Genomic DNA, 21,467 nt, shown 5'->3' with positions numbered 1-21,467 from the left:
GGAGTAAGGAATGGTATTACGAAAGACAGATCTGAATCCGGTTACGAAAAAATTTGTGGAGGAGTTTATCAGTGCAAGTGATCGAAACAAGCATTTGTACGATCAAATCGCTGATTACGTTGCAGGTGACACAGACGAATGCCCGGCAATCGCAGAGGACCCGCGGTTTTACAGCTATACGGTACGATCCGAATTTGACAAGCTGAAAAAACGCGGCGAGGAGCTGGCCTTCTATCGAGCAGCTGTGCTGATCTACAAGGCTAGCAACCGTTTTTACGAGAAGAAAAATGTGATGGATGAGTGCTTCCTGGATCAGATTGAACTTCAGGGTATGAAGGACATCAGTGATGCTGATATCCGAGCAAAAGATCAGAAAGCATTGGAGGCCATGAGAAAAACGGTCGAGCATTTCGGACATACGCTGTTTGCCGAATTTTTGTCAAAAGCCGCGGAGGATTATCGCGCAAGTATCAGCCGTGATTATTCCTCGACATTTGATCGGGCCGAATTTTTGCTATTCATTTCGTATGCGTACTCGATTTCTCCGAGCTTATTGGAAGAAGCAAAAGAAAAGCTGATGCCGATCTATTATTACCTGATTACAGGTGATACGCGCGAATATATAAAAGAGCTGCATACGATTGCCAAAGAAGTCGTGACTATGCAGTTTTCGAGCAACAATTTACTGACCAACGAGTCGTTGTACCCTTCATATGTCAAAGAGAAAAAAGCTGCATTGCGAGAAAAGTATTATCCAGGAGAGCAGGTCAAGGAAGGCTCCCTTTTGAATCAGAAGCATTTGAATCGGTATATGGAGCTGGTCATCAGCTTGCTGTATTACCGCATTCACGTGAAAGGCGGGATCAGTGCGTTCCTGAACAAGGAAGAGGAAATCGATCGGGAGCTGCACGATACTTTGCAAATCCTTTTCGGCGTGTGCCCGCTTGATATCCTGTCCCAAGATAAGAGACTGGTTGACCTCGTGCACATGGATGAGCCTTACGATTTACTGCTGGGCCTGCGCGAGCATTTGCTATCCCCGCCGACCAATTGGGAACAAGTGAAGCAACTTGTGTTGGAAGACGTAACGAGATCAAGACGAGCGCTTGAGCTTGCTTCGATCCCGATGGTCAAGGGATTCTTACACAAAACGCTGGCGGCAGAAGGCGTAGATCTTTCCGATTTCCAGCCATCTTTGGAAGGGATTATTCAGGACGCGCTGCGACGTGCGAAGGGCTCCACAAAGCTGGCAAGCTATTTGGATGAAAAAGCTGCCCTAGAGGATGTGCTTGAGCATGTACATCTGGAGGACGTACAACTCGTCAGACAGCAGATGATCCTCCTGAGCTTCTTGCCTGTGGATCATCCGTTTATTGCACGTCTGATTCCGTTCATGTGCCAATACAAAGACAAGTCCAATCGCAGAGTAGGCCATATGTGCTTCACTCATGCGTTCCAGGATCGATTGACCGCCTTCATCGATCATTACCGGAAGGACGAAGCTGTAGATATCCAGACACTTTTCTATCAGATTTTGTCGATCAAGGAGTCGCACTATTATTACACAGACGTCAAAGAAGAGCTGTATCGTTCGTTAGTCGTAGCGAATCCGGAAATGACTCTGGCTCAATTTGACAAGCTGGAAACGGAGCTTCGCGTTTTTGTGACGCAAACTCTATTAGCCGCAAAGGAGACGCTGTCAGAGGAATTGCGCAACCAAGTGATTCTGCTCGGGTTGGGTGACAGCTCGAAGAAAGTGAGCGGCCTCGCTGGTGCTGCGTTTCTTCAGGCCAAAGACAAGGAGCTTTATTTGCACGTCTATCAAACCGAGAAAAAAGCAAAGGTCAAGGAAATGGCGCTGGATGCGATTCGCTCCCTGGACAATAACAAGGAGATTTTCCAGGAGCTACTGACAAATGAAAAAAGTAGCAAATTTAAAACGCTGCTGCAAACATTTATCGACGCTGAGGAGCAGGGGCCAGATGCGAGCTTGACTCATTTGGGCAACCTGACCGACAAGCGAAAACTCACAAGGATCAAATGGATGCCACTGGAGCGCATGCCAGTCCTTCGCGACCAAGACGGCAACGAGCTGGGGCAAGAAGTAATGGAGTACATGCTAACCGCCTCAATCGATTTCCCGACTGCGCCAAACCAGCTGGTGCTTGACTTGAAACCGTCTCTGCAAGCGGCATCTGTTGCTGACTTTACCACAGAAGTTTTGCGCACTTGGCTCGATAACGGAGCAGTCGCCAAAGAAAAATGGGTCATGCCGCTCTGCGTTGCTTTTGGAGATCGACGTATTGTCGATACGATTGGTCAGTGGATTAAAGAGTGGACAGATCACTCCCGCGGGGCTTTGGCTGCGGATGGCGTGCGTGCCCTGTCGTTCTCGAATGATTTAACTGCCCTGCGTCTAATCGACCAGATTAAACGTACGATCAAAAACAGGCAAGTCAAATCTGCAGCAGAAGAGGCGCTGTCCATGGCGGCTGCAAATCAGAACATTTCCGCGATGGAACTGGAAGACCGACTGGTCACGACGCTTGGCTTCGATGCGTCCGGGAAGCAAGTGTTTGACTACGGCGACCGCACCTTCACGGTTAAAGTTAGCAACGAGCTGGAGCTGGAGGTCACGAACGATAGCACAGGAAAAGCGGTCAAAAATCTGCCTGCACCGTCCGCGAAAGACGATCAGGAGAAGGCAGAACAAGCGCGATTGACTTTTGCTCAGTTGAAAAAAGACCTGAAAAATATGGTGAAAGTACAATCTCTTCGTCTGGAGGAGTCCCTGTCCAAATCGCGTTATTGGTCAACGGCAGCATGGAAACGTCTCTTTGTGGAGAACGTGTTGATGCAAAAATTCGCAATCGGGCTCATCTGGGGTGTATACGAGGACGGAAAGCTCGTAGATACGTTCCGCTATATGGATGATGGGACATTTAACACCGTGGATGAGGATGAATATGAGTTGGCAGATGAGCAGCTCATTGGCTTGATTCACCCACTGGAGCTGGACGAAGAGACGTTGAATGGCTGGCGTACGCAGCTAGAAGATTACGAAATAACGCAACCGTTCGAGCAGTTAAGTCGTGAAGCGTTCCTGCCTACGGAAGAAGAAATAAAAGCAAATGAAATGCTCCGTCTGCCTGTTGAATCGTATTCACCAACCGCTTTTGCGAAAATGATGGAGAAATTCGGCTGGGTCAAAGGAACGCCGCTCGATGCCGGTTATTATTATGAGTTCTACAAGCTGTATGACGGTATGGTGGCTGAGTTGAAGATCAGCGGGGCAAGCATTTCGTATTGGGAAGGAATGGAGGATGTGAAGCTGGAGACGTTGGCTTTCTTCCCGAATAAAGATGCCGAGTACAAGCATTTTTACTTCAAACCAGTGGATCGGCTGAAGCTCACGGATATTCCAACACGCATTTTCAGCGAAACTGTCTATGATGTCATGCGTGCAGCAGGAAAATAACGATGGCAGATTTCACATCAGAATTTCATCGGTTTATCGCGCTGTGCAACGAAGAGTATTTAATCAAATACGCGAATAAAGGGATTTACAACCGTTCCATCAAGGAAATGGAAAAAGGGATGTCCGTTTCCTACGAGTTCGGAGACGATTACGTCGAGTGTGCGCTGTCAGATGACAGCGTATGCCGACTTCATGCAGATATTGAGCGTTTTTCCTGCTCATGTCCATCTGACAAGATATGCAAGCATGTCATCATCTCCATCGTCTACTATGCCCAAAACCATTCGCAAGCAGGAGCAGAGACCGAGGAAGAGCAGGAGACCTACAAGCCTGACTTTAGCTGGCTCTTGCAATTGCAGCCGTCTCACATTAGTAAGGCTTTTACCCCAGCGCAGTTGGAAGAAGTGCTGTTTCGCCTCGACTATTTCGAGGAGATGGAAGTCGTTGAAACATCCTTTTTAACGATGACATTGCACACCCAAGATATTTCCGTATCTTTTGACAGTGAATCGGAGATCGGGAAGAGCATGTGCACCTGCAAAGCAAAAGGCAATTGCTTGCACAAGCTGGAGGTCATTTTGCGCTACCGGGCCATGCACCAGCTACAGGATCGTGAGCAGTTACAAGCATCTGTAACCGATGTCAGCTATGAAACGGATGTCGTAACGGAAGCCAAAGCCCTGATCGCAGAGATTCTTGGCATTGGCTTGGCAAAGCTATCCCAGACGATTTGTACACGACTGGAGCTGCTTGCTATCGCTGCGCATAACGGCAATCTTCCTCGTGTGGAAAAGGACATTCGCGGCATTCATGGGGAGTTGAACTTATTTTTTCAGCGCCATGTCAAGTTTTCGACGGAAGCGCTGCTCGACCGACTTTCCCGGGTGTATCTCAGCTTGCTTGCTCTAGAGAAGACCGATCATACCGAAGCGAAAAAGCAGCTACTCGGCAGCTTCAAAAGTAAGTACCATATGGTTCCGCAGTTAAGTCTATATGCATTGGGAGCAAATCCATGGGAGACGCGGTCAGGGTACAAGGGGATTACATATTACTTTTACTCGCTTTCTGATCAACGCATCTACACGTATACAGAAGCGCGCCCCGTGTATTATGAAGGCATATCCTTTTCCTTTAAGGACAGCTATAAAGGCAAGGTACCCTGGGGCGGGTTGATCTCGATGGAGGAGCTTTCTCATTCACAGGTCATCCTGACGCAGGCGAAGACGAATCGGGAGCAGCGCTTGTCTTCTAGTGAAGAGACGCAGCTAACCATCGTTCCCAGAGACAATATCGAAGAGCTCGATCTCGGCAAGGTGCTCGTTCGCGACTGGTCAAATGGATGGAAGGACGCGGCAGGCGATATGTTTGAGACTGCGTTGGACTCGGTTTTTCTATTGAAAGCGAACAAGTTCAACCAAGTCGATTTCGATCAGAAGACGCAGCAGTTGATTCTGACAATCGAAGACGAGCAAAGTCATTCTCTCCAATTGAGCATCTCTTATCAAGGCGAATTCGCCCGCAATATACGTCATCTCGAACAAAACAAACGGCTGCTAGAGTTGCGCGATGTGTATTTGCTTGTGCAAGAACTAGGAGATGGGCTTTATCCGATCAGCATCATGCAGGGCAAATCGCTGACGAGCTTTAAGTTAGACCTATAACGGTGAGGGAGTGGACGTAAAATCATGGAGGAGTTATATTCCTTTACCGAAAAGCTGACTGATTGGCAGGAACGCTTGTTACTCAAAGGAATTCATAAACTTGACAGACAAGATTTGCAAGAGCTGAAAAAACTGCAAGAGCTCGCGACCGAATACGATATGAGCTTTCTCGGCTCATTGATCGAAGACCTGCATGTAGAGGGCAATCGCTATTTGCAGGAAGTAAAAACAGATGCGGAGTTGCTAACGCAGCAGTATTTGTATGTGGTGCAGTACATCAATATGATGAAAAAGCCTTTGACGCGATCATTGTAATAGAGTCCAGTGAAGAAAGAGAGATTCTTGAGGAGTCTCTCTTTTTTTTGTTTATTTATCAAGTTGTAAAGAAACTGAAAATAAAGGTAAACAAAGTGAAAATTTAATGACTGAATATTGTCTAAAATAAAACATGTTTGAATGCTAAAACATTTGCAACAAGAATTGGGGGAACACAGATGAAAAAGAAGAGCTTTTATCACACGCTGATCGCCATGACAATCGCGGTATCTGCGGCTATGGCTGGGTGTTCGTCAGGGCAGGATACGGCGACTAGCGCCGGACAAGCAGGGGGTACTACGGAAGCTGGCAAAACAGGAGGAACCCTCGTCATCGCGCGTCTGTCCGATGCGAACAACCTCGACCCGCATTTCCTGTCCCAAATCCCTTCAGCAGCAATCATTCATCACAAAGTATACGAAGGGCTTGTCCGCATGGATAAAGAAAGCAAATACGTACCATCCCTCGCTAGTGAGTGGAAGCAGCTCGATGACTTGACGTGGGAGTTCAAGCTACGTCAAGGAGTGACGTTCCATGATGGCGCACCTTTCAATGCGGAAGCGGTTAAAGCAACGATCGCTCGCGTTCAAGACCCTGCCGTTGGCTCCAGTCGGATTAACATGTTTGAAGCAATCAAAGAAGTGAAGGTAGTAGATGAGTACACGGTACAATTTATTTTGAATTACCCGTACGCACCGATCTTGTCTGTTTTGGCGAGTGCAGAGGGAAGCATTATCAGCCCGAAAGCCATTGAACAATATGGAAAAGAATTGAGCAAGCATCCAACCGGTACGGGCCCGTACAAATTTGAAAAATGGACGCCGGGTCAAGAAGTGGTTCTCGTGAGAAACGATAGCTACTATGGCGGTAAACCAAATTTGGATAAAGTCGTTTTCAAAACCGTACCGGAAGACACAACTCGCCTTGCCATGGTTGAGACAGGAGAAGTTCAAGTGGCAGAAAACCTGCCTGTGACGGACATCGATCGCGTACAAAATTCTCCATCGATGCAATTGGGGCGTTATCCTGGTTTCTCTGTCGATCACATCGGTTTGAATACAAAGAAAAAGCCGTTTGATGATGTGCGTGTTCGCCAAGCCATTGCCCACGCAATCGACAAGAAAACCATTATTGAAGGTGTTTACAACAATGTGGGAACACCAGCACACTCCTCGATTACACCAGCGATGGTTGGATACAGCCCGAATGTAAAAGACATTCCGTATGATGTCGAGAAAGCGAAACAATTGCTAGCAGAGGCTGGATATCCAAACGGCTTCAAAGCAAAAATCGCGTTGAATGATAACAAAGCACGGATTAGCGTCGCCGAGGTTTTGCAGCAACAGCTCAAGCCAATCGGGATTGACCTGCAACTGGATGTGATGGAATTCGGGGCTTATATCGATGCAGCTTCCAAAGGGGAGACAGACCTGTTCATGAGTGGATGGGGAAATGCTACGGGCGATGCCGACTACAATCAATCGAACCTGTATCACTCGAAAGCACATGGCGCACCTGGTAACCATTCCTTCTACAACAATCCGGAAGTAGACAAGCTGATTGACGAAGGACGCCGAGAAACAGACGCAGAAAAACGGAAGCAACTCTATGAAAAAGCACAACAAATCGAAATGAACGAAGCACCGCTTATTCCGTTCCGATTCTCCGAGACCTTGGCGGCGATTCAAAAGAATGTACAAGGGGTATGGATTAGCCCAGCAGGTCATATCGAGATTGACGAAGTAACGATTCAATAAGACGAGGCGCCGCTGACATGCTTGTGTCAGTGGCGTTTTTTGGTTGAAAAGTAGAACGGCATCCCCTAAGATAGATTATATTTTGTTGACCAGCGTGTAGCGGAGGTGGAATGGCGTGAAGCAAGGAAAAACGAATGCAATGCGGATATTGGATAAAGAAAAGATCGCATATACCATGCTGACGTATGCAACGGATGATGGAAAAATAGACGGAATCGCTGTCGCCAAAAAGATCGGTCGCGAAGAGAGCGTTGTCTATAAAACATTGATTTCGCAAGGGACGAGTAAATCGTATTATGTGTTTGTCATTCCCGTTGAAGCTGAGCTTGATCTCAAAAAAGCGGCGAAAGCAGTCGGCGAAAAGAAGATCGAGATGATTCCCGTGAAAGAAATCACCAAAGTATCTGGCTATATTCGTGGTGGATGTTCGCCAGTTGGGATGAAGAAATTGTTTCCGACGGTGATCGATCAACGAGCACAATCGTTAGAGACGATCATCGTCAGTGGGGGAAACATTGGCGTCCAGATCGAGATGTCAGTAGAGGGCTTGTTACAAGCAACGAAAGGTTCCTTGGCAGATGTATCTGCCATCTAAAGCAAAAAGGCCACGGCATTAGCTGGGGCCTTTTTGCTGTTTATGAAAAAAGTCCCGTCCAAACGTGGATAGGGGTGTCACATGAGCAGCAATTCAATTCACCAGCAAGATAAGGAAGGTGCGCAAGCAGTGTTTTATCCTCAATCGCAAGCGCACGTTGGTATAATCTCTGAAGTCCGCTGTCGTTTGGCGTGTCCGGTTTTTTTGTGATGATTGAAAATCGTTTCGCTTTCTCATGAAAAACGGGGTCTTCTTCGTAACCGTACAAGACATCCTCGTCCTCATCTGGCCATATATAGATAGACTGATCACATGTAGGACACACCGTTACATATTCGTCACCCGCAGAAAAGGTGAGAAGCATGTTGGCAATGTCTTTGTCCCCACGAAACGCAGCGTCCGCAGCTAGTATGTAGCGCTTGTCTGCATCATGCTCTCCCGTCCGTGCTAGGTGAAGGATGGGTTCTGTCTGCTCTGTCAGTGATAGAATGGCACGGCGGTATTCACGATCGATTTCTCTGATGGTCTCTTGATCCAATAATGGAGGCTGATCTCGTAAAAACTCCGTTGGCACATCCCCATGAGGCGCATTTTCTCTACTGGCTTCGAAAATACCGCAGGTGATGAAGATGTCCAACAAAATAGCGGGGCTCTCTGTTTTTCGTGCGATCTCTACTAAATGGGGGACAGCAGCATATGTACATGGATAAATCGTATTTTGATGATACAGAAGCTCCCAATACAACTCTTCTTTTTCGTCGGAAAAATAGTCGTGCATTATATGCTGGATGAGCGGAGGGATGCGATCAGAAAAGCCATAAGGGCCTTGTAGCTTACCCCATACAGGACTTGCGAAATCTAGCATAAGAACATCACCTCTCTTACTGAAATGTGACACTATTCCCATATCATAGTAAAACTTTCCGCATACCGCTATATTTGAATCGCAAAATGTGGAGGCGTCAAATAACGGGTACGATCACCTTCATGTATACTTAGGGATAAGCGGAACGAATCGGTAAGCAATTAAAGGAGATCCATACGTAATGAAATCAGACCGAATAAAATTCCCGGCGGGATTTTGGGCGGGATTACAACGACTAGGGATTGCCCCACACGACCTAGCTCGGAAAGCGTGCCTTCCGCTCACCATTCTTACAGAACCAGCCGTAGTCACCACCGCTCAATATTTCAGAATCTGGCAAGCGTATTCCGATCTCGTTGGTGATATTGCTACGGGAATCATCAAGCTTTCAACCAGTTTTGAAACGGCACTTTATCCACCGACTGTTTTAGCGACCTACCATGCTCGTGACTATCGCGACGCGCTTTATCGAATGGCCCGATACAAACAACTGTGCCCTCCGGAAAGGTTGCGTATAACAGAGGAGGGAGAGCGCTGTACAATCGAATTGGAATGGATGCACAGCGAGCAGCCCGGACCACCAGTCCTGATTGGAACCACGCTCGCCTTTCTTCTAGAACTTGGACGACGGGGCACGGGCAAGCGTTTAACTGCTCAGTCCGTGGAATTTTCTCACGCGATGGGGGATGTAACTGCACTTGAAGCTTACTTCGGTTGCCCGATACGAATGGGTGCCACTGATAACCGATTAACCCTCCATCGACGCGATCTGGACCGACCCTTTCTTTCGTATAACAAAGAATTGTTAGAGATATTGACACCTGTATTGGACCGATCATTGGATGAACAGGGCAGTCATTCCATTGCTGAGAAGGTCAAGTGGATCTTGAAGCGAAGCCTAACCGGAGGTCGCCTTGATATTCGAGCAGTTGCCAGCGAGCTGGGCATGAGCGATCGTACCTTGCAACGTCGTCTTGCGGATGAAAGCACAACGTTCAAGCAACTGTTGACACAGGCTCGGCATGAACAGGCACGAGAATACTTGGCCGACCCCAAGCTTGATATAAAAGAAGTGGCTTTTTTACTTGGATATGAAGATCAGAACTCATTCTACCGGGCCTTTCGCCTTTGGGAAGGCGATACACCTTCAAACTGGCGTTCCGAATACTTTCGGGTCAATCCACCCGTCATAGAATTCCTAACCTAACCCGTTCCAAGCAGGGCTACAATTTCCCAGTTTTCATATTTGGCGGGTTCAGCAAGAAAATTGGCATCGTACGCTAGTTACCGAACGATCCAGACAAAGTACGATAATCTCTATCCGGAGCACAAGGATGTTCCAAGATGAACTTCTAGTCAGTTTGCCGCGAATGACTACAAAGGAGACAAGTGTTATGGATATGGGACTACGGAACAAAACTGCTTTGGTAACGGGATCGACGAGAGGGATTGGGAAAGCAATTGCCATTGAGCTTGCCAGAGAAGGCGCCAATGTTCTTGTAAATGGTCGGAATGATGAAGAGGTAGAACGAATCGTAAATGAATTAAAGGCGGAATTCCCGGCTACTTCACCTCAGAATGCTACGGCAGATATTGTGGATAGGCAGCAAAGAGAAGCTTTATTTGAGAAATATCCCAACGTTGATATTCTCGTTAACAATATGGGGATTTATGAAATCATGTCCTATGAAGACGTTGACGATGAAGTATGGGAAAAATACTTCCGAACCAATGTCCTTGCCGCGAATGGATTATCTAAATTTTACTTGCCTAGCATGTTGAAGAACAATTTTGGACGAATTATCTTTATCGCAAGTGAAGAAGCGATCATGCCTTCAGGGCAAATGCCTCAGTATTGCATGACGAAATCGATGCTATTATCCCTGTCAAAAAGTCTATCGAAACAAACGGTAGGAACCGAAGTCACCTCCAATACAATCATACCAGGACCAACGCTTTCCGAAAATGTCTATCAAATCATTGATAGCCTGTTTCCTGATGATCTGGCATTTTCGGAAAAAGAAAATCAATTTATGGCAGCAAACCTGCCGCAATCCGAATTACAGCGGTTTATCAAGCCTTTTGAAATTGGCAGGCTGGTAGCATTTGTATCCAGTCCTTATGCAACCGCATTTAAAGGTTCACCAATCCGTATGGACGGGGGCATGGTGCCAACTATTTTTTAAAATACCGAGATCGACGCGGCCAAGTGCCAGTGGAGCCAGCAAATGGAAAATCCCTGTAACTGAATGAAGATACACAAAAGTCCTGATGCATCTGTTCATCAGGACTTTTTCCGTTAACTATACTTACTCAGCACATCAAAAAACTCTTTCAGAAAATGATAAAAAAGCTTTTCAGAAGGGGGAAGCTCACGGTTGTTCGGGATGATAATGCCTACTGTTCGCGTCACCAATGGCTCACTTATCGGGATTTTTACTGTCTCACGAGGAACGTTATCCGTTAACGTAAGCTCTGGTAACAAAGTGACACCCAAGCCTGCCGCTACCAATCCTTTAATCGCATCGATGTCTTCACCTTCAAAAGCAACTTTAGGAGAAAAGCCCATTTGTGAGCAAGCATTGACAGCGATATTGCGCAGGATGAAACCGGGTGGAAACAACACAAAAGTATCTTCCTGCAACTGACTGAGACGCAAGCTTGGTTGTTTGGACAGCGGATGCTTCGCGGGCAGCAACGCGACGATATTTTCAGCGAAGAAGATGTAGCTGCGCACATTTTTCTCATGAGTGGGAACAGGTCCAAGAAAAGCCAAGTCGATTTCACCATGGATGACCGAGTCGATCAGCCCTTGATAAGAGCCTTGCTTTAATTGAAAGCCGATGTCCGGATAACGCGCGCGAAAACCGGAGATGACCGTCGGAAGGGGATTGGCGGCAAGGCTACTCGTAAAACCAACACGAATCGTGCCCCGTGACGGGTCAAGGAACTCCTCGATCTTTTCTTTCGCTTTCTCGATTTCGTTCATGGCCATTTCGACGTGCTGCAAAAAGATTTTTCCGACTGCTGTCAGCTTGATATTGCGACCTTCGCGGAGGAACAGTGACACACCGAGCTCCTCCTCCAGATTGGCGATTTGCCGACTGAGGGCAGACTGAGCGACGTGCAAATGATGGGAGGCTTCGGTGAAGTGCTCCCGTTTGGCAACCTCGATAAAGTATTGAATCTGTCGGAGCTCCATGAATACCCCCACTTTCCCCATTTATCTCGATTTGAGATAGATTTTGCATAAATTATATATTGTTTGTATCGTTTCACTCAATCTAAAATGTACATACCAGAGAGAGCAAGGAGAGTGGAGATCCATGACGACACAAGGAATGCCTGCTAAGCAAGGCCTGTACGATCCGATTTTCGAACATGACGCTTGCGGAATTGGTTTTATTGCCAATTTGAAATCGAAATCAACGCATGATATGGTCCGGAAGGGTTTGAAAATTCTGTGCCAACTGGAACACCGCGGCGGTCAAGGCAGTGATCCAGAAACGGGAGACGGTGCAGGAATCTTAACGCAAATTCCACACGCCTTTTTCAAAAAGACCTGTAAAGAGCTGAATATCACGCTGCCGGCGTCAGGCAAATACGGTGTAGGTATGCTGTTTCTTCCGATGGACGATGCGAAACGGCAAAAGTATGAAGAGCAGCTGGAGGAGATTGTTGCAGCAGAGGGACAAAAACTGCTCGGCTGGAGAACCGTTCCTGTCGATGCGACGAAAATTGGCAAGACGGCTGTAGCGAGTCAGCCTTATGTCCGCCAAATATTCATCGGAGCCAGCTCGAATATACAGGACCAAATGGCATTTGAGCGGAAGCTGTACGTCATTCGCAAGCAGGTGGAACGGGCAACAGGTGCTGATTTTTACGCCGCTTCCATGTCTTCGCGTACGATTGTTTATAAAGGATTGCTCACACCAGGACAACTGGATGCTTTTTACCTTGATTTGCAAGATAATTCTTACACTTCCACCTTCTCAGTCGTTCACTCCCGTTTCAGTACGAACACATTCCCTACCTGGGAGAGGGCGCACCCGAATCGTTATTTGATTCACAACGGGGAAATCAACACCTTGCAAGGAAACATGAACTGGATGATGGCTCGTGAGAAAATGTTCCAGTCCGATGTGTTTGGTGCTGATTTGGCAAAAGTGGTGCCAGTCATTGATATGGCGGGTAGTGATTCGGCGATTTTGGATAACTGCGTGGAGTTTTTCTCGCTGGCAGGTCGCTCCTTGCCGCATGTCGCAATGATGATGATTCCTGAACCGTGGGATCAGGATGAGCAAATCGACGAAAATAAGAAAGCTTTTTACGAGTATCACAGCTGCCTCATGGAGCCGTGGGATGGTCCAACAGCTATTTCCTTTACGGATGGCAGACACATCGGCGCGATTCTCGACCGAAATGGCTTGCGACCGGCGAGATACTATGTGACGTCCGATGATACCATCATTTTCTCATCAGAGGTTGGCGTTCTCGAAGTACCAGATGAAACAATTGTTCAGAAAGGCCGGCTGAGTCCGGGACGGATGTTGCTGGTCGATCTCGAGGAAGGCAGAATCGTTTCTGACCAGGAAATCAAGCAAAAAATCGCAAGCGAACAGCCATACCGGGAGTGGGTGAAAGACAACTTACATGTTATCGAGGATTTCCCGGCAGCGGGTCACATGGAGGAGCTGCAAGGAGACAGCTTGCTTGTGCATCAAAAAGCATTTGGCTATACACAGGAGGAAGTCGATAAGGTACTTGCCCCGATGGTGGCTGAGCAGAAAGACCCCATTGGTTCGATGGGCGTAGACACACCACTCGCGGTACTCTCTGATCGTGCACAGCTCTTGTACCACTATTTCAAACAGTCTTTCGCCCAAGTCACCAATCCGCCGATTGATGCGTTGCGGGAGGCTTGCGTCACATCGACCCACACTGTACTTGGCGCGGAAGGAAACCTGCTTGCACCAGATGCGAGCAATTGCCGCAGGATTCGTTTGTCCAATCCGTTGATCTCCAATCAAGAGCTGGCGAAGCTTCGCGCGAACCCATACCAAGAGTTCAGGGCAAAAACATTGTCGATACTCTTCCCAGCCCAAGGGGGCGAACACGGGCTAGAGCTGGCACTTGATCAAATGTTCGCTGCGGCGGATGAAGCGATTGCTGCTGGCTACACCTTGCTGATTTTATCTGATCGGGGAATGAATCAAGAGTTGGCCGCCATTCCTGCCTTGCTGGCTGGAAGTGGACTTCACCATCATCTCGTCCGCGCAGGGACACGTACCAAAGCGAGCATCATCATAGAATCCGGTGAACCGCGTGATGTACACCAGTTTGCCATGCTAATTGGATACGGTGCCGATGCGATCAACCCATACGTCGCCATCTCAACGGTAAGCAATCTGGCTGTATCGGCAAAGCTGAAGGAGATTACGAGCGACGAAGCAGTCGAGGTTTACCTGCAAACAGCCGTAGAAGGTGTTGTAAAAGTCATGTCCAAGATGGGCATTTCGACCATTCAGAGCTACCGCGGCGCACAAATTTTTGAAGCGGTGGGCATTCATTCTGCCGTCATCGATCGTTATTTTAGCCGTACCCCTTCACAGATTTCGGGGATTGGACTGGATGTAATTGCGCAAGAGACTTTGATTCGCCATGCAAAAGCATTTTTGCCGGAGCATTCCGAGGAAGGATTGGAGGCAGGCAGTGATTTTCAGTTCCGCCGTGATGGTGAGTTTCACTTGTTCAACCCAAAGACGGTTCATGCCCTGCAAAAAGCTTGTCGGGAAGGTAGCTATGAGCAGTACAAAATCTATGCAGAGCAAGCGACAACCCAGCAATTCGTAGCTCTGCGGCATTTGCTCGATTTCAAGTCCAATCGGCAGCCGATTCCGCTGAGTGAGGTAGAATCTGTTGATTCCATTGTCCATCGTTTTAAAACGGGAGCGATGTCATACGGCTCTCTCAGCAAGGAAGCACATGAGACCTTAGCGATCGCCATGAACCGTTTAGGTGCGAAAAGCAACAGCGGGGAAGGCGGCGAGGATTCGGCTCGTTACATCATGGATGAAAACGGAGATTTGCGACGCAGTGCAATCAAGCAGGTCGCATCCGGACGCTTTGGCGTATCTAGTCATTACTTGGTCAATGCCTCTGAGATTCAGATCAAGATGGCACAGGGGGCAAAGCCGGGCGAAGGCGGTCAATTGCCAGGAAGCAAGGTCTACCCATGGATTGCCGAAGTACGCGGATCGACACCAGGAGTTGGACTCATTTCGCCGCCTCCTCATCACGATATTTACTCGATTGAGGATTTGGCACAGCTGATTTTTGACTTAAAAAATGCGAATCCGCGAGCACGAATCAGCGTGAAGCTCGTATCCAAGGCGGGAGTTGGAACGATTGCGGCTGGTGTGGCGAAAGGTCTTGCAGATGTCATTGTGGTCAGTGGACACGATGGAGGCACAGGCGCATCCCCAAAATCAAGCATCAAGCACGCAGGATTGCCATGGGAACTCGGTCTTGCTGAGACACATCAGACGCTCTTGCTCAACCGGTTGCGCGACCGTGTGGTTCTGGAAACCGATGGCAAACTAATGACGGGACGCGATGTCGTCATTGCAGCTTTACTCGGAGCGGAGGAATTCGGCTTCGCTACAGCTCCACTTGTTTCCATTGGTTGTGTCATGGCTCGTGTATGCCACCTCGATACATGCCCAGTGGGTGTGGCCACACAAAATCCCGAGCTTCGCAAACGGTTTAAAGGCGATCCGCAGCATGCCGTGAATTTCATGCGTCTCGTTGCCCGTGAAGTTCGTGAGATCATGGCGGAGCTGGGCTATCACTCCATCGAGTCGATGATCGGTCAGAGCCATGTCCTGAAGATGGGCGACAAGGCAAAAGAACATTGGAAAGCCAAGCACATTGATTTGTCTGCGCTTTTGTTCCAACCGGATGTCTCCGAGGATGTGGGCCGCTATCATCAGCGCAACCAAGATCACAAGCTGGAAGAAACGCTGGATCGTCAAAAACTGCTCAAGCTGTGCAAGCCCGCATTGAATAAACAGCAGCAGGTAGAGGCAAAGCTCGCCATCACCAATACGAATCGCGTGGTCGGTACGATCTTGGGCAGCGAGGTAACCAAACGCTTTGGCGAGCACGGTCTGCCGGAGGATACCATCCGCCTGCATTTTACGGGTTCGGCAGGTCAAAGCTTCGGGGCATTTGTTCCACGAGGGATCACGCTTCATCTCGAAGGAGATGCAAATGACTACGTAGGAAAAGGGTTATCTGGCGGCAAAATAACGGTCGCACCATCGAAAAACAGCAAATTCGCTCCCGAGCACAACATGATTATCGGAAACGTTGCGTTCTACGGAGCTACCTCTGGGGAGGCGTATATCAACGGCATGGCTGGTGAGCGGTTCTGCGTGCGCAACAGCGGAGTGACGGCAGTCGTTGAGGGAGTAGGCGACCATGGCTGCGAGTACATGACTGGAGGACGCGTCGTCGTTCTTGGTCCCGTCGGCAAAAACTTTGCAGCAGGCATGTCAGGTGGTACTGCTTACGTGCTGGCTGAGGATAAAGAGAAGTTTGCTGCGATGTGCAATCAGGAAATGGTACTCCTGGAGACACTGGAAGATCAACGGGAAATCGCACGAGTCAAACGCTTGCTGGAAAACCACGTCAACCACACAGGCAGCCGTTATGCACAAGCTTTGCTCGATGAGTGGGAACGAACCGTCCAACAGTTTGTCAAAGTCATTCCAAAAGATTACAAGCAAATCGTCTCCACAATGGAGGAGTTGGAGAAATCCGGCATGAAGCGCCAAGAGGCGATATTGGCAGCTTTTGAAATGAGCCAGAAGAAAGGCGATGCCAAAGCCCCGAAAAAGAAATTGCCCGAGCAATCCTATGTTTCAGTGGGGAAATGAGGAGTTGGCCGATGACTTATTTTGTGAGTCGTCGGCCTTTCTTCGTTTTCATTCAAACAGATTGGGAAAAAAGACAGAATTTGATATGATAAGAAAAGATTAGATTCTATAAATGATTGTATGGCAGGTGATGGGATGTTTTTCCAAAATCACGAATCGCAATCAAGTTATCGGCAAACCCCTGAAAATTCTTCGCTATCCCCAACCCCAAAAAGCGCTGCACCCCATGTCTTACAGCTCGCCAAAAAAATCGGAAACAAAGCCATGATCCAGTTACATCAAAAGCAAAGAAATAAGCAACCGGTTATACAAGGCAAATTTAAGGATATTGAACCAACCGATTACACAAAAGATGAGTATGCTAACAATCCAAATAACGAAGGTAAATTTACTGCTGTTCGAGCAGATAAAGACCTCCCTACCTTTTTGGGCGTATTGAAAGATACATATGGGGAGGACAACGTAAATAAAAACTTCTTTTCCAAGACAGAAGTATTAGGAGATACATGTGATCGTCCTCATTCCGTTACTGCTATCGTAAAAAAAGGCACATCGAGAAAGGATCGTAAAGGCGATTCGGTTGTAAGTGCGATTGGCAATCTGGGTACAGAAGAGCGATTGATACGGGATGGAAAAAATGCTGCAGCTAAAACCGTATACAATGGGGGGCACTTGGTCGGTTATCAGATTGTACGAGGAATCGAATCGAACCAAGCGTGGAATATAGCCCCGCAGGATGAGAAAAACAACGAGCATTCTTATAATAATACGATTGAAAAAATGCTACGTGGAGCGGCAAGAGGTACGGAGTATACGTACTCTGTTGAGGTAAAATACGATCAATGGAACTTTCGTGTGGATCAAGAACAATTGGTTAAGCTAGGTGCTTTGAAGCAAGTCGATTCAACGAAGCCATGGGAAATTCAGCTACCAGTCAGGATTCCGTTTAAATGGGATGCAAAGGCGGAAATGAGCAAGAAAGATGAAGAGAATTGGAAATTTGCCAGTCCAACAGAGGGAGAGTCTTCTTTCGAACAGTTTTCTCAAACAATGGATGAAGGGAATTTGGATTTTACGAGAAAAAGCCACACAGCAAGATTTAATCTCGCATTTTCCGATAAGGACGGAAATGAGGAGCTCTATGATAGTGATTCCAACAACTTCGAGGCGACGAAAGTGAAAGGGATTCGCTATTCTATGCATCAATCATTACCTACAGACTTTTTGAAAAATCAAAAACCGGTAGAATGGAAGGGAGACGAAGCGAATGCAGTAGCTCATTTTGGTGAGGTGAAAAAGGGGCAAGCTTCGTCCACCAATGTTTTGGAAATCATACCAGCCAAACTGAAACGAAACAAAATTCTTATCGATGAGATTGAAGAAATTGGTGATGTAGAAAAGCCAGAAAAAATGAGATTAATTCCAGAAGGCATTTCCCTGTTAGACGAACGAGACGAGAAAAAATGTCTATTTATTTATCAATTAAATGAAAACAAAATTCGAAATGAATACGAGATACTTAAGGAAATAGAGGCGGATTATTACCCATATTTTGATGTACAACAAGAAGAAGAGGAAAGCTTTGAGAAAGAAAAAGAGAACTTCGATATCATAGCAAGTGAGTTCGCCATGTTGGTGGAAGAATTAGACAATAAGAAAGAGGATGAGATAGAGAGTGCTCAACAAAACATGGCCCAGTATAACAAAATACTAGAGGCACAGACCCTAACCCTAACATGGATAAAAAACCATCGAATCGGAAGGAATTTATACAAGGACACAGTAAATGAGTTCTATCCTCTATATAAAGAGAAAATATTTCGTAGCTTACAAGTAGTGTATTCGATAACTGGGTATGATTTTGGCATGGAATATTATCATAATGACAAAAAAACAGACAGTAAAAACAAAACGAACAGAAATGGGAAAAGAACATTGGAGGCAAGGGAAGATAAGCGCAAAAAAAGAAAAGCTGATAAGGAACAACAAGAAGAAATGAAAAAGATGACCGAAAAAGCGACAAGCAAGTATTTGCGAAAATCAGTAGAAGATTATTTAAATAAGAAGTAAGGGGGAGAAACAGAATGGGTATGTGTGGCAATTACATCATAGCAAATGACGAGATGATTGATTCATGGATTGCAGGGACGATCGATTTATATGAGGTAGAGCTGAAAGAAGAGGATATGCTGGATATAGATAAAACCTGGCAAGCCATTCCCTATACGTTGTGCGGAGAATTAATGGATGGAGAGCCTCCATTTTGCTATGTGGTACCTTTATTAACGGACCAAGCAGTTGAATTCGGGGAGTTTGGCGCATTTTATTTACATAGTGAACAGGTAAAAGCAGCGTATGAGGCCATTGCCAATGTGTCCGAGTCAGCTCTAAAAGAGAAGTACCATTTTCCTACCTTGGTAGAAAATGATGTGTACCCACTTCACGAGGGAGATGAAGCGGAAGGATTTTTTGCGTACATGTTTCATCATTTTCAATCTGTTCAAGCATTTTTTAAGCGAGCAGCAGAGCAAGAAAAAGGCCTTATTTTCTACATCAGCTAATGGAACGAGGTGCAGGTTTGCCCCTGCACCTCGTCTTGAGAAACATAGAAGAAGCTTGCTTTATTCTGTTCGGTCTCTATTGGCATCATTATTCGTAGCACCAAACGTGTCATTGGCGTCAGCCGACACATTTTCCCCCATTTTGTTGCCAACTGCACCCCCGGCAACGGCACCTGCAATGGTACCAAGCGGACCTAAAATAGAACCTACAGCAGCACCTACTGCCGCACCGCCAACTGTTCCTATAGCTTCACCAGCTCCACTGCCTGTCATGTTCGCTTCGTCGTTGCCGATAGCATCGTTGTGATTGCGTTCGTTGTTCGTAGCCAAGATTGTCACTCCCTCGATTAGTGTTGGGAAGCTCTGCTATATCAAACGTGCAGCCCCAAGGCATAGTTTGTCCCAAACCTATCTTTTCATTCCAAAAAAAACCTTTAAGCAGGAGGAACGCAAGATCATGATTCAATCCATCGTCCACATCGCGCTCGTGGTCAAAGATTATGATGAAGCCATTGAGTTTTATACCAAGAAGCTCCATTTTACGTTAGTGGAAGATACGTATCAGCCAGAACAGGATAAGCGGTGGGTTGTCGTATCTCCGCCTGGTTCTGTTGGCACTACGATCTTGCTTGCAAAAGCATCCAAACCTGAGCAAGAGCCATTTATCGGGAATCAGGCTGGCGGAAGAGTTTTTCTCTTTTTAAACACAGACGATTTTTGGAGAGATTATCATGAGATGGTTGCAAGAGGAATCCAATTTGTGAGAGAGCCAAAAGTACAGCCGTATGGAATGGTCGCTGTCTTTCAGGATTTATATGGCAACCTGTGGGATTTGCTTCAGCTGAATGAAGACCATCCGATTGCCAAACGAATGAAGTAGCAGGTTACCCAGCCAGAGAAAAAACAGGTCTTACCTCCAGTGATATGGATGGAAAGACCTGTTTTTCATTTTGTGTTACACGATATAGGACAGTCCCATGATCAAAATAATTGCCACAACAGAAAGAATGGTCTCCATCACTGTCCACGTTTTCAGTGTATCTTGCACAGACATATTGAAGTATTCCTTGATCAGCCAGAAGCCGGAATCATTTACGTGAGACAGGATCAGGGAGCCAGAACCTGTTGCCAGTACCAAAAGCTCCGGGCTTGTTCCAGGGATTTGCAGCGCGATAGGACCTACGATACCAGCTGCCGTCATCATGGAGACGGTCGCAGAGCCAGTTGCCACACGGATCAGGGCCGCGATCAGCCAGCCCAGGAAAATAGGGGAGATCGCAGATGCCGTAGCAAGCTCGGCAATATAGTCACCCACACCGCTGTTCAGTAGAACTTTGTTAAATGCGCCACCTGCGCCGATGACGAGCAAGATTGTCGCGGTTGGAGCCAAGCAATCATTTGTGAATTTGAGAATATCGTCTTTGGTAAAACCACGGTTGAACCCGAGTGTCCAGAAGGAAACAATCACGGCAATCAACAGAGACGTAATCGGGCTTCCGATAAAATCTGCCCATTGGCGAATCGTATGTTCTTTTGGCAGAGTCACATCCGCAACCGTTGCAGACAACATCAACAGCACAGGGAGCAAGACGGTGAAGACGGTGATCCCAAAGCTAGGCAAATCACGCTCGGATTTTGGCTCCGCCAACTGGGAAGCGAGCTCTGGAGAGATGCTGGCCTTGACTCGTTTGCTAATCCAGCTACCGTAGATCGGTCCTGCAATGATCGCGGAAGGCAGTGCGACAATGAGGGAGAGCAGAATCGTTTTACCGACATCTGCTTGGAACAGATCGACAGCGGCCATAGCAGCAGGGTGAGGCGGTACAATCCCGTGAACGATGGAAAGGCCGGCTACGAGCGGAATTCCGATTTTGACAAGGGAGACCCCTGTTTGTCTGGCAATCGTAAACACGAGCGGAATCAAGAGTACAAAACCAACCTGGAAAAATACCGGAACCCCTACGATAAACGCCACGAACATCATGGCCCAGTGTACGTTTTTCTCACCGAAGCGGTTGATGAGCGTACGGGCAATGCGCTCGGCACCGCCAGATTCGGCCATCATTTTGCCAAGCATAGTTCCCAAGGCTAGCACGATCGCGATAAAACCGAGAGTGCCACCCATCCCATCCTTGATGGAGTCCACAACCTTTACAAGCGGCATACCGGATGCGATTCCCACAAAACCTGCGGCCAATAAAAGTGCGATAAAGGGGTTCAGTTTAAAGCGGGTAATCAGAACGAGCAGGAAGACGATGGACAGCAGTGTAATGACGAGTGGCATGATGAACCCTC

At 47.3% G+C, this 21,467-nt stretch carries 15 protein-coding genes; 11 read left to right on the top strand and 4 right to left on the bottom strand.

Annotated elements, in window-relative coordinates:
* Positions 1-10: 10 nt before the first annotated feature.
* The 5 genes from HP570_RS11545 to ybaK all read left to right on the top strand — a co-directional run bounded on the left by HP570_RS11545 (position 11) and on the right by ybaK (position 7,806).
* Positions 11-3,478, top strand: a complete 3,468-nt coding sequence (locus tag HP570_RS11545) for a DUF4132 domain-containing protein (protein ID WP_173625859.1) — start codon at positions 11-13, stop codon at positions 3,476-3,478.
* A 2-nt stretch (positions 3,479-3,480) separates the two neighbouring features.
* Positions 3,481-5,139, top strand: coding sequence for a hypothetical protein (locus HP570_RS11540; RefSeq protein ID WP_173625858.1), 1,659 nt, complete (start codon positions 3,481-3,483; stop codon positions 5,137-5,139).
* A gap of 24 nt (positions 5,140-5,163) precedes the next feature.
* The gene (locus tag HP570_RS11535; protein WP_015891016.1) at positions 5,164-5,454 is read left to right on the top strand and encodes a hypothetical protein; all 291 of its coding nucleotides are present in this window, start codon (positions 5,164-5,166) and stop codon (positions 5,452-5,454) included.
* Between the two features lie 179 nt (positions 5,455-5,633).
* Positions 5,634-7,211 carry a glutathione ABC transporter substrate-binding protein gene (locus HP570_RS11530; RefSeq protein ID WP_173625857.1) on the top strand — a complete coding sequence of 526 codons (1,578 nt, stop codon included), beginning with the start codon at positions 5,634-5,636 and terminating at the stop codon, positions 7,209-7,211.
* Between the two features lie 115 nt (positions 7,212-7,326).
* Positions 7,327-7,806: a Cys-tRNA(Pro) deacylase gene (gene ybaK / locus HP570_RS11525; protein ID WP_173625856.1), complete on the top strand. Its 480-nt coding sequence runs from the start codon at positions 7,327-7,329 to the stop codon at positions 7,804-7,806.
* A 40-nt stretch (positions 7,807-7,846) separates the two neighbouring features.
* Here ybaK and HP570_RS11520 read toward each other — a convergent pair whose 3' ends face one another.
* A complete protein-coding gene (locus HP570_RS11520; protein ID WP_173625855.1) occupies positions 7,847-8,671 on the bottom strand; it encodes a hypothetical protein in 825 nt (274 codons plus the stop codon).
* A 181-nt stretch (positions 8,672-8,852) separates the two neighbouring features.
* Between HP570_RS11520 and HP570_RS11515 the strand changes: the two genes are divergently transcribed.
* Together HP570_RS11515 and HP570_RS11510 are read left to right on the top strand one after the other, a co-directional pair.
* The gene (locus HP570_RS11515) at positions 8,853-9,878 is read left to right on the top strand and encodes a helix-turn-helix transcriptional regulator (RefSeq protein WP_173625854.1); all 1,026 of its coding nucleotides are present in this window, start codon (positions 8,853-8,855) and stop codon (positions 9,876-9,878) included.
* 187 nt (positions 9,879-10,065) lie between these two features.
* Entirely contained in the window at positions 10,066-10,857 is a 792-nt protein-coding gene (locus HP570_RS11510) for an SDR family NAD(P)-dependent oxidoreductase (protein ID WP_173625853.1), read from the top strand.
* A gap of 113 nt (positions 10,858-10,970) precedes the next feature.
* Here the strand turns inward: HP570_RS11510 and gltC are convergent, their stop codons facing one another.
* Positions 10,971-11,873 (bottom strand): glutamate biosynthesis transcriptional regulator GltC, encoded by a 903-nt coding sequence (gene gltC / locus HP570_RS11505; RefSeq protein ID WP_016740522.1) that lies wholly within the window; start codon positions 11,871-11,873, stop codon positions 10,971-10,973.
* A 124-nt stretch (positions 11,874-11,997) separates the two neighbouring features.
* Between gltC and gltB the strand changes: the two genes are divergently transcribed.
* The 3 genes from gltB to HP570_RS11490 all read left to right on the top strand — a co-directional run bounded on the left by gltB (position 11,998) and on the right by HP570_RS11490 (position 19,172).
* On the top strand, positions 11,998-16,611 hold the full coding sequence (gltB, locus tag HP570_RS11500) for a glutamate synthase large subunit (protein ID WP_173625852.1): 4,614 nt from the start codon (positions 11,998-12,000) through the stop codon (positions 16,609-16,611).
* Positions 16,612-16,746: 135 nt separating this feature from the next.
* A complete protein-coding gene (locus tag HP570_RS11495) occupies positions 16,747-18,681 on the top strand; it encodes a hypothetical protein (RefSeq protein WP_173625851.1) in 1,935 nt (644 codons plus the stop codon).
* Between the two features lie 14 nt (positions 18,682-18,695).
* A complete protein-coding gene (locus tag HP570_RS11490) occupies positions 18,696-19,172 on the top strand; it encodes a YfbM family protein (RefSeq protein ID WP_173625850.1) in 477 nt (158 codons plus the stop codon).
* A 60-nt stretch (positions 19,173-19,232) separates the two neighbouring features.
* Here HP570_RS11490 and HP570_RS11485 read toward each other — a convergent pair whose 3' ends face one another.
* Positions 19,233-19,511, bottom strand: coding sequence for a glycine zipper domain-containing protein (locus tag HP570_RS11485; RefSeq protein ID WP_375138852.1), 279 nt, complete (start codon positions 19,509-19,511; stop codon positions 19,233-19,235).
* A 118-nt stretch (positions 19,512-19,629) separates the two neighbouring features.
* Between HP570_RS11485 and HP570_RS11480 the strand changes: the two genes are divergently transcribed.
* The gene (locus HP570_RS11480; protein WP_173625849.1) at positions 19,630-20,052 is read left to right on the top strand and encodes a VOC family protein; all 423 of its coding nucleotides are present in this window, start codon (positions 19,630-19,632) and stop codon (positions 20,050-20,052) included.
* A gap of 75 nt (positions 20,053-20,127) precedes the next feature.
* Here the strand turns inward: HP570_RS11480 and HP570_RS11475 are convergent, their stop codons facing one another.
* The gene (locus tag HP570_RS11475; RefSeq protein WP_173625848.1) at positions 20,128-21,456 is read right to left on the bottom strand and encodes a GntP family permease; all 1,329 of its coding nucleotides are present in this window, start codon (positions 21,454-21,456) and stop codon (positions 20,128-20,130) included.
* Between the last annotated feature and the right edge of the window lie 11 nt (positions 21,457-21,467).

The sequence above is a fragment of the Brevibacillus sp. RS1.1 genome, assembly GCF_013284365.1.
Classification (GTDB): domain Bacteria; phylum Bacillota; class Bacilli; order Brevibacillales; family Brevibacillaceae; genus Brevibacillus; species Brevibacillus brevis_D.
Note: the sequence above shows the minus strand (reverse complement) of the source record. Positions and strands in the feature narration are given on the sequence as shown.

Coding starts and splice junctions, on each gene's coding strand:
- HP570_RS11545 (WP_173625859.1), top strand. CDS start 11: ATGGTATTACGAAAGACAGATCTGAATCCGGTTACGAAAAAATTTGTG.
- HP570_RS11540 (WP_173625858.1), top strand. CDS start 3,481: ATGGCAGATTTCACATCAGAATTTCATCGGTTTATCGCGCTGTGCAAC.
- HP570_RS11535 (WP_015891016.1), top strand. CDS start 5,164: ATGGAGGAGTTATATTCCTTTACCGAAAAGCTGACTGATTGGCAGGAA.
- HP570_RS11530 (WP_173625857.1), top strand. CDS start 5,634: ATGAAAAAGAAGAGCTTTTATCACACGCTGATCGCCATGACAATCGCG.
- HP570_RS11520 (WP_173625855.1), bottom strand. CDS start 8,671: ATGCTAGATTTCGCAAGTCCTGTATGGGGTAAGCTACAAGGCCCTTAT.
- HP570_RS11515 (WP_173625854.1), top strand. CDS start 8,853: ATGAAATCAGACCGAATAAAATTCCCGGCGGGATTTTGGGCGGGATTA.
- HP570_RS11510 (WP_173625853.1), top strand. CDS start 10,066: ATGGATATGGGACTACGGAACAAAACTGCTTTGGTAACGGGATCGACG.
- gltC (WP_016740522.1), bottom strand. CDS start 11,873: ATGGAGCTCCGACAGATTCAATACTTTATCGAGGTTGCCAAACGGGAG.
- gltB (WP_173625852.1), top strand. CDS start 11,998: ATGACGACACAAGGAATGCCTGCTAAGCAAGGCCTGTACGATCCGATT.
- HP570_RS11495 (WP_173625851.1), top strand. CDS start 16,747: ATGTTTTTCCAAAATCACGAATCGCAATCAAGTTATCGGCAAACCCCT.
- HP570_RS11490 (WP_173625850.1), top strand. CDS start 18,696: ATGGGTATGTGTGGCAATTACATCATAGCAAATGACGAGATGATTGAT.
- HP570_RS11480 (WP_173625849.1), top strand. CDS start 19,630: ATGATTCAATCCATCGTCCACATCGCGCTCGTGGTCAAAGATTATGAT.
- HP570_RS11475 (WP_173625848.1), bottom strand. CDS start 21,456: ATGCCACTCGTCATTACACTGCTGTCCATCGTCTTCCTGCTCGTTCTG.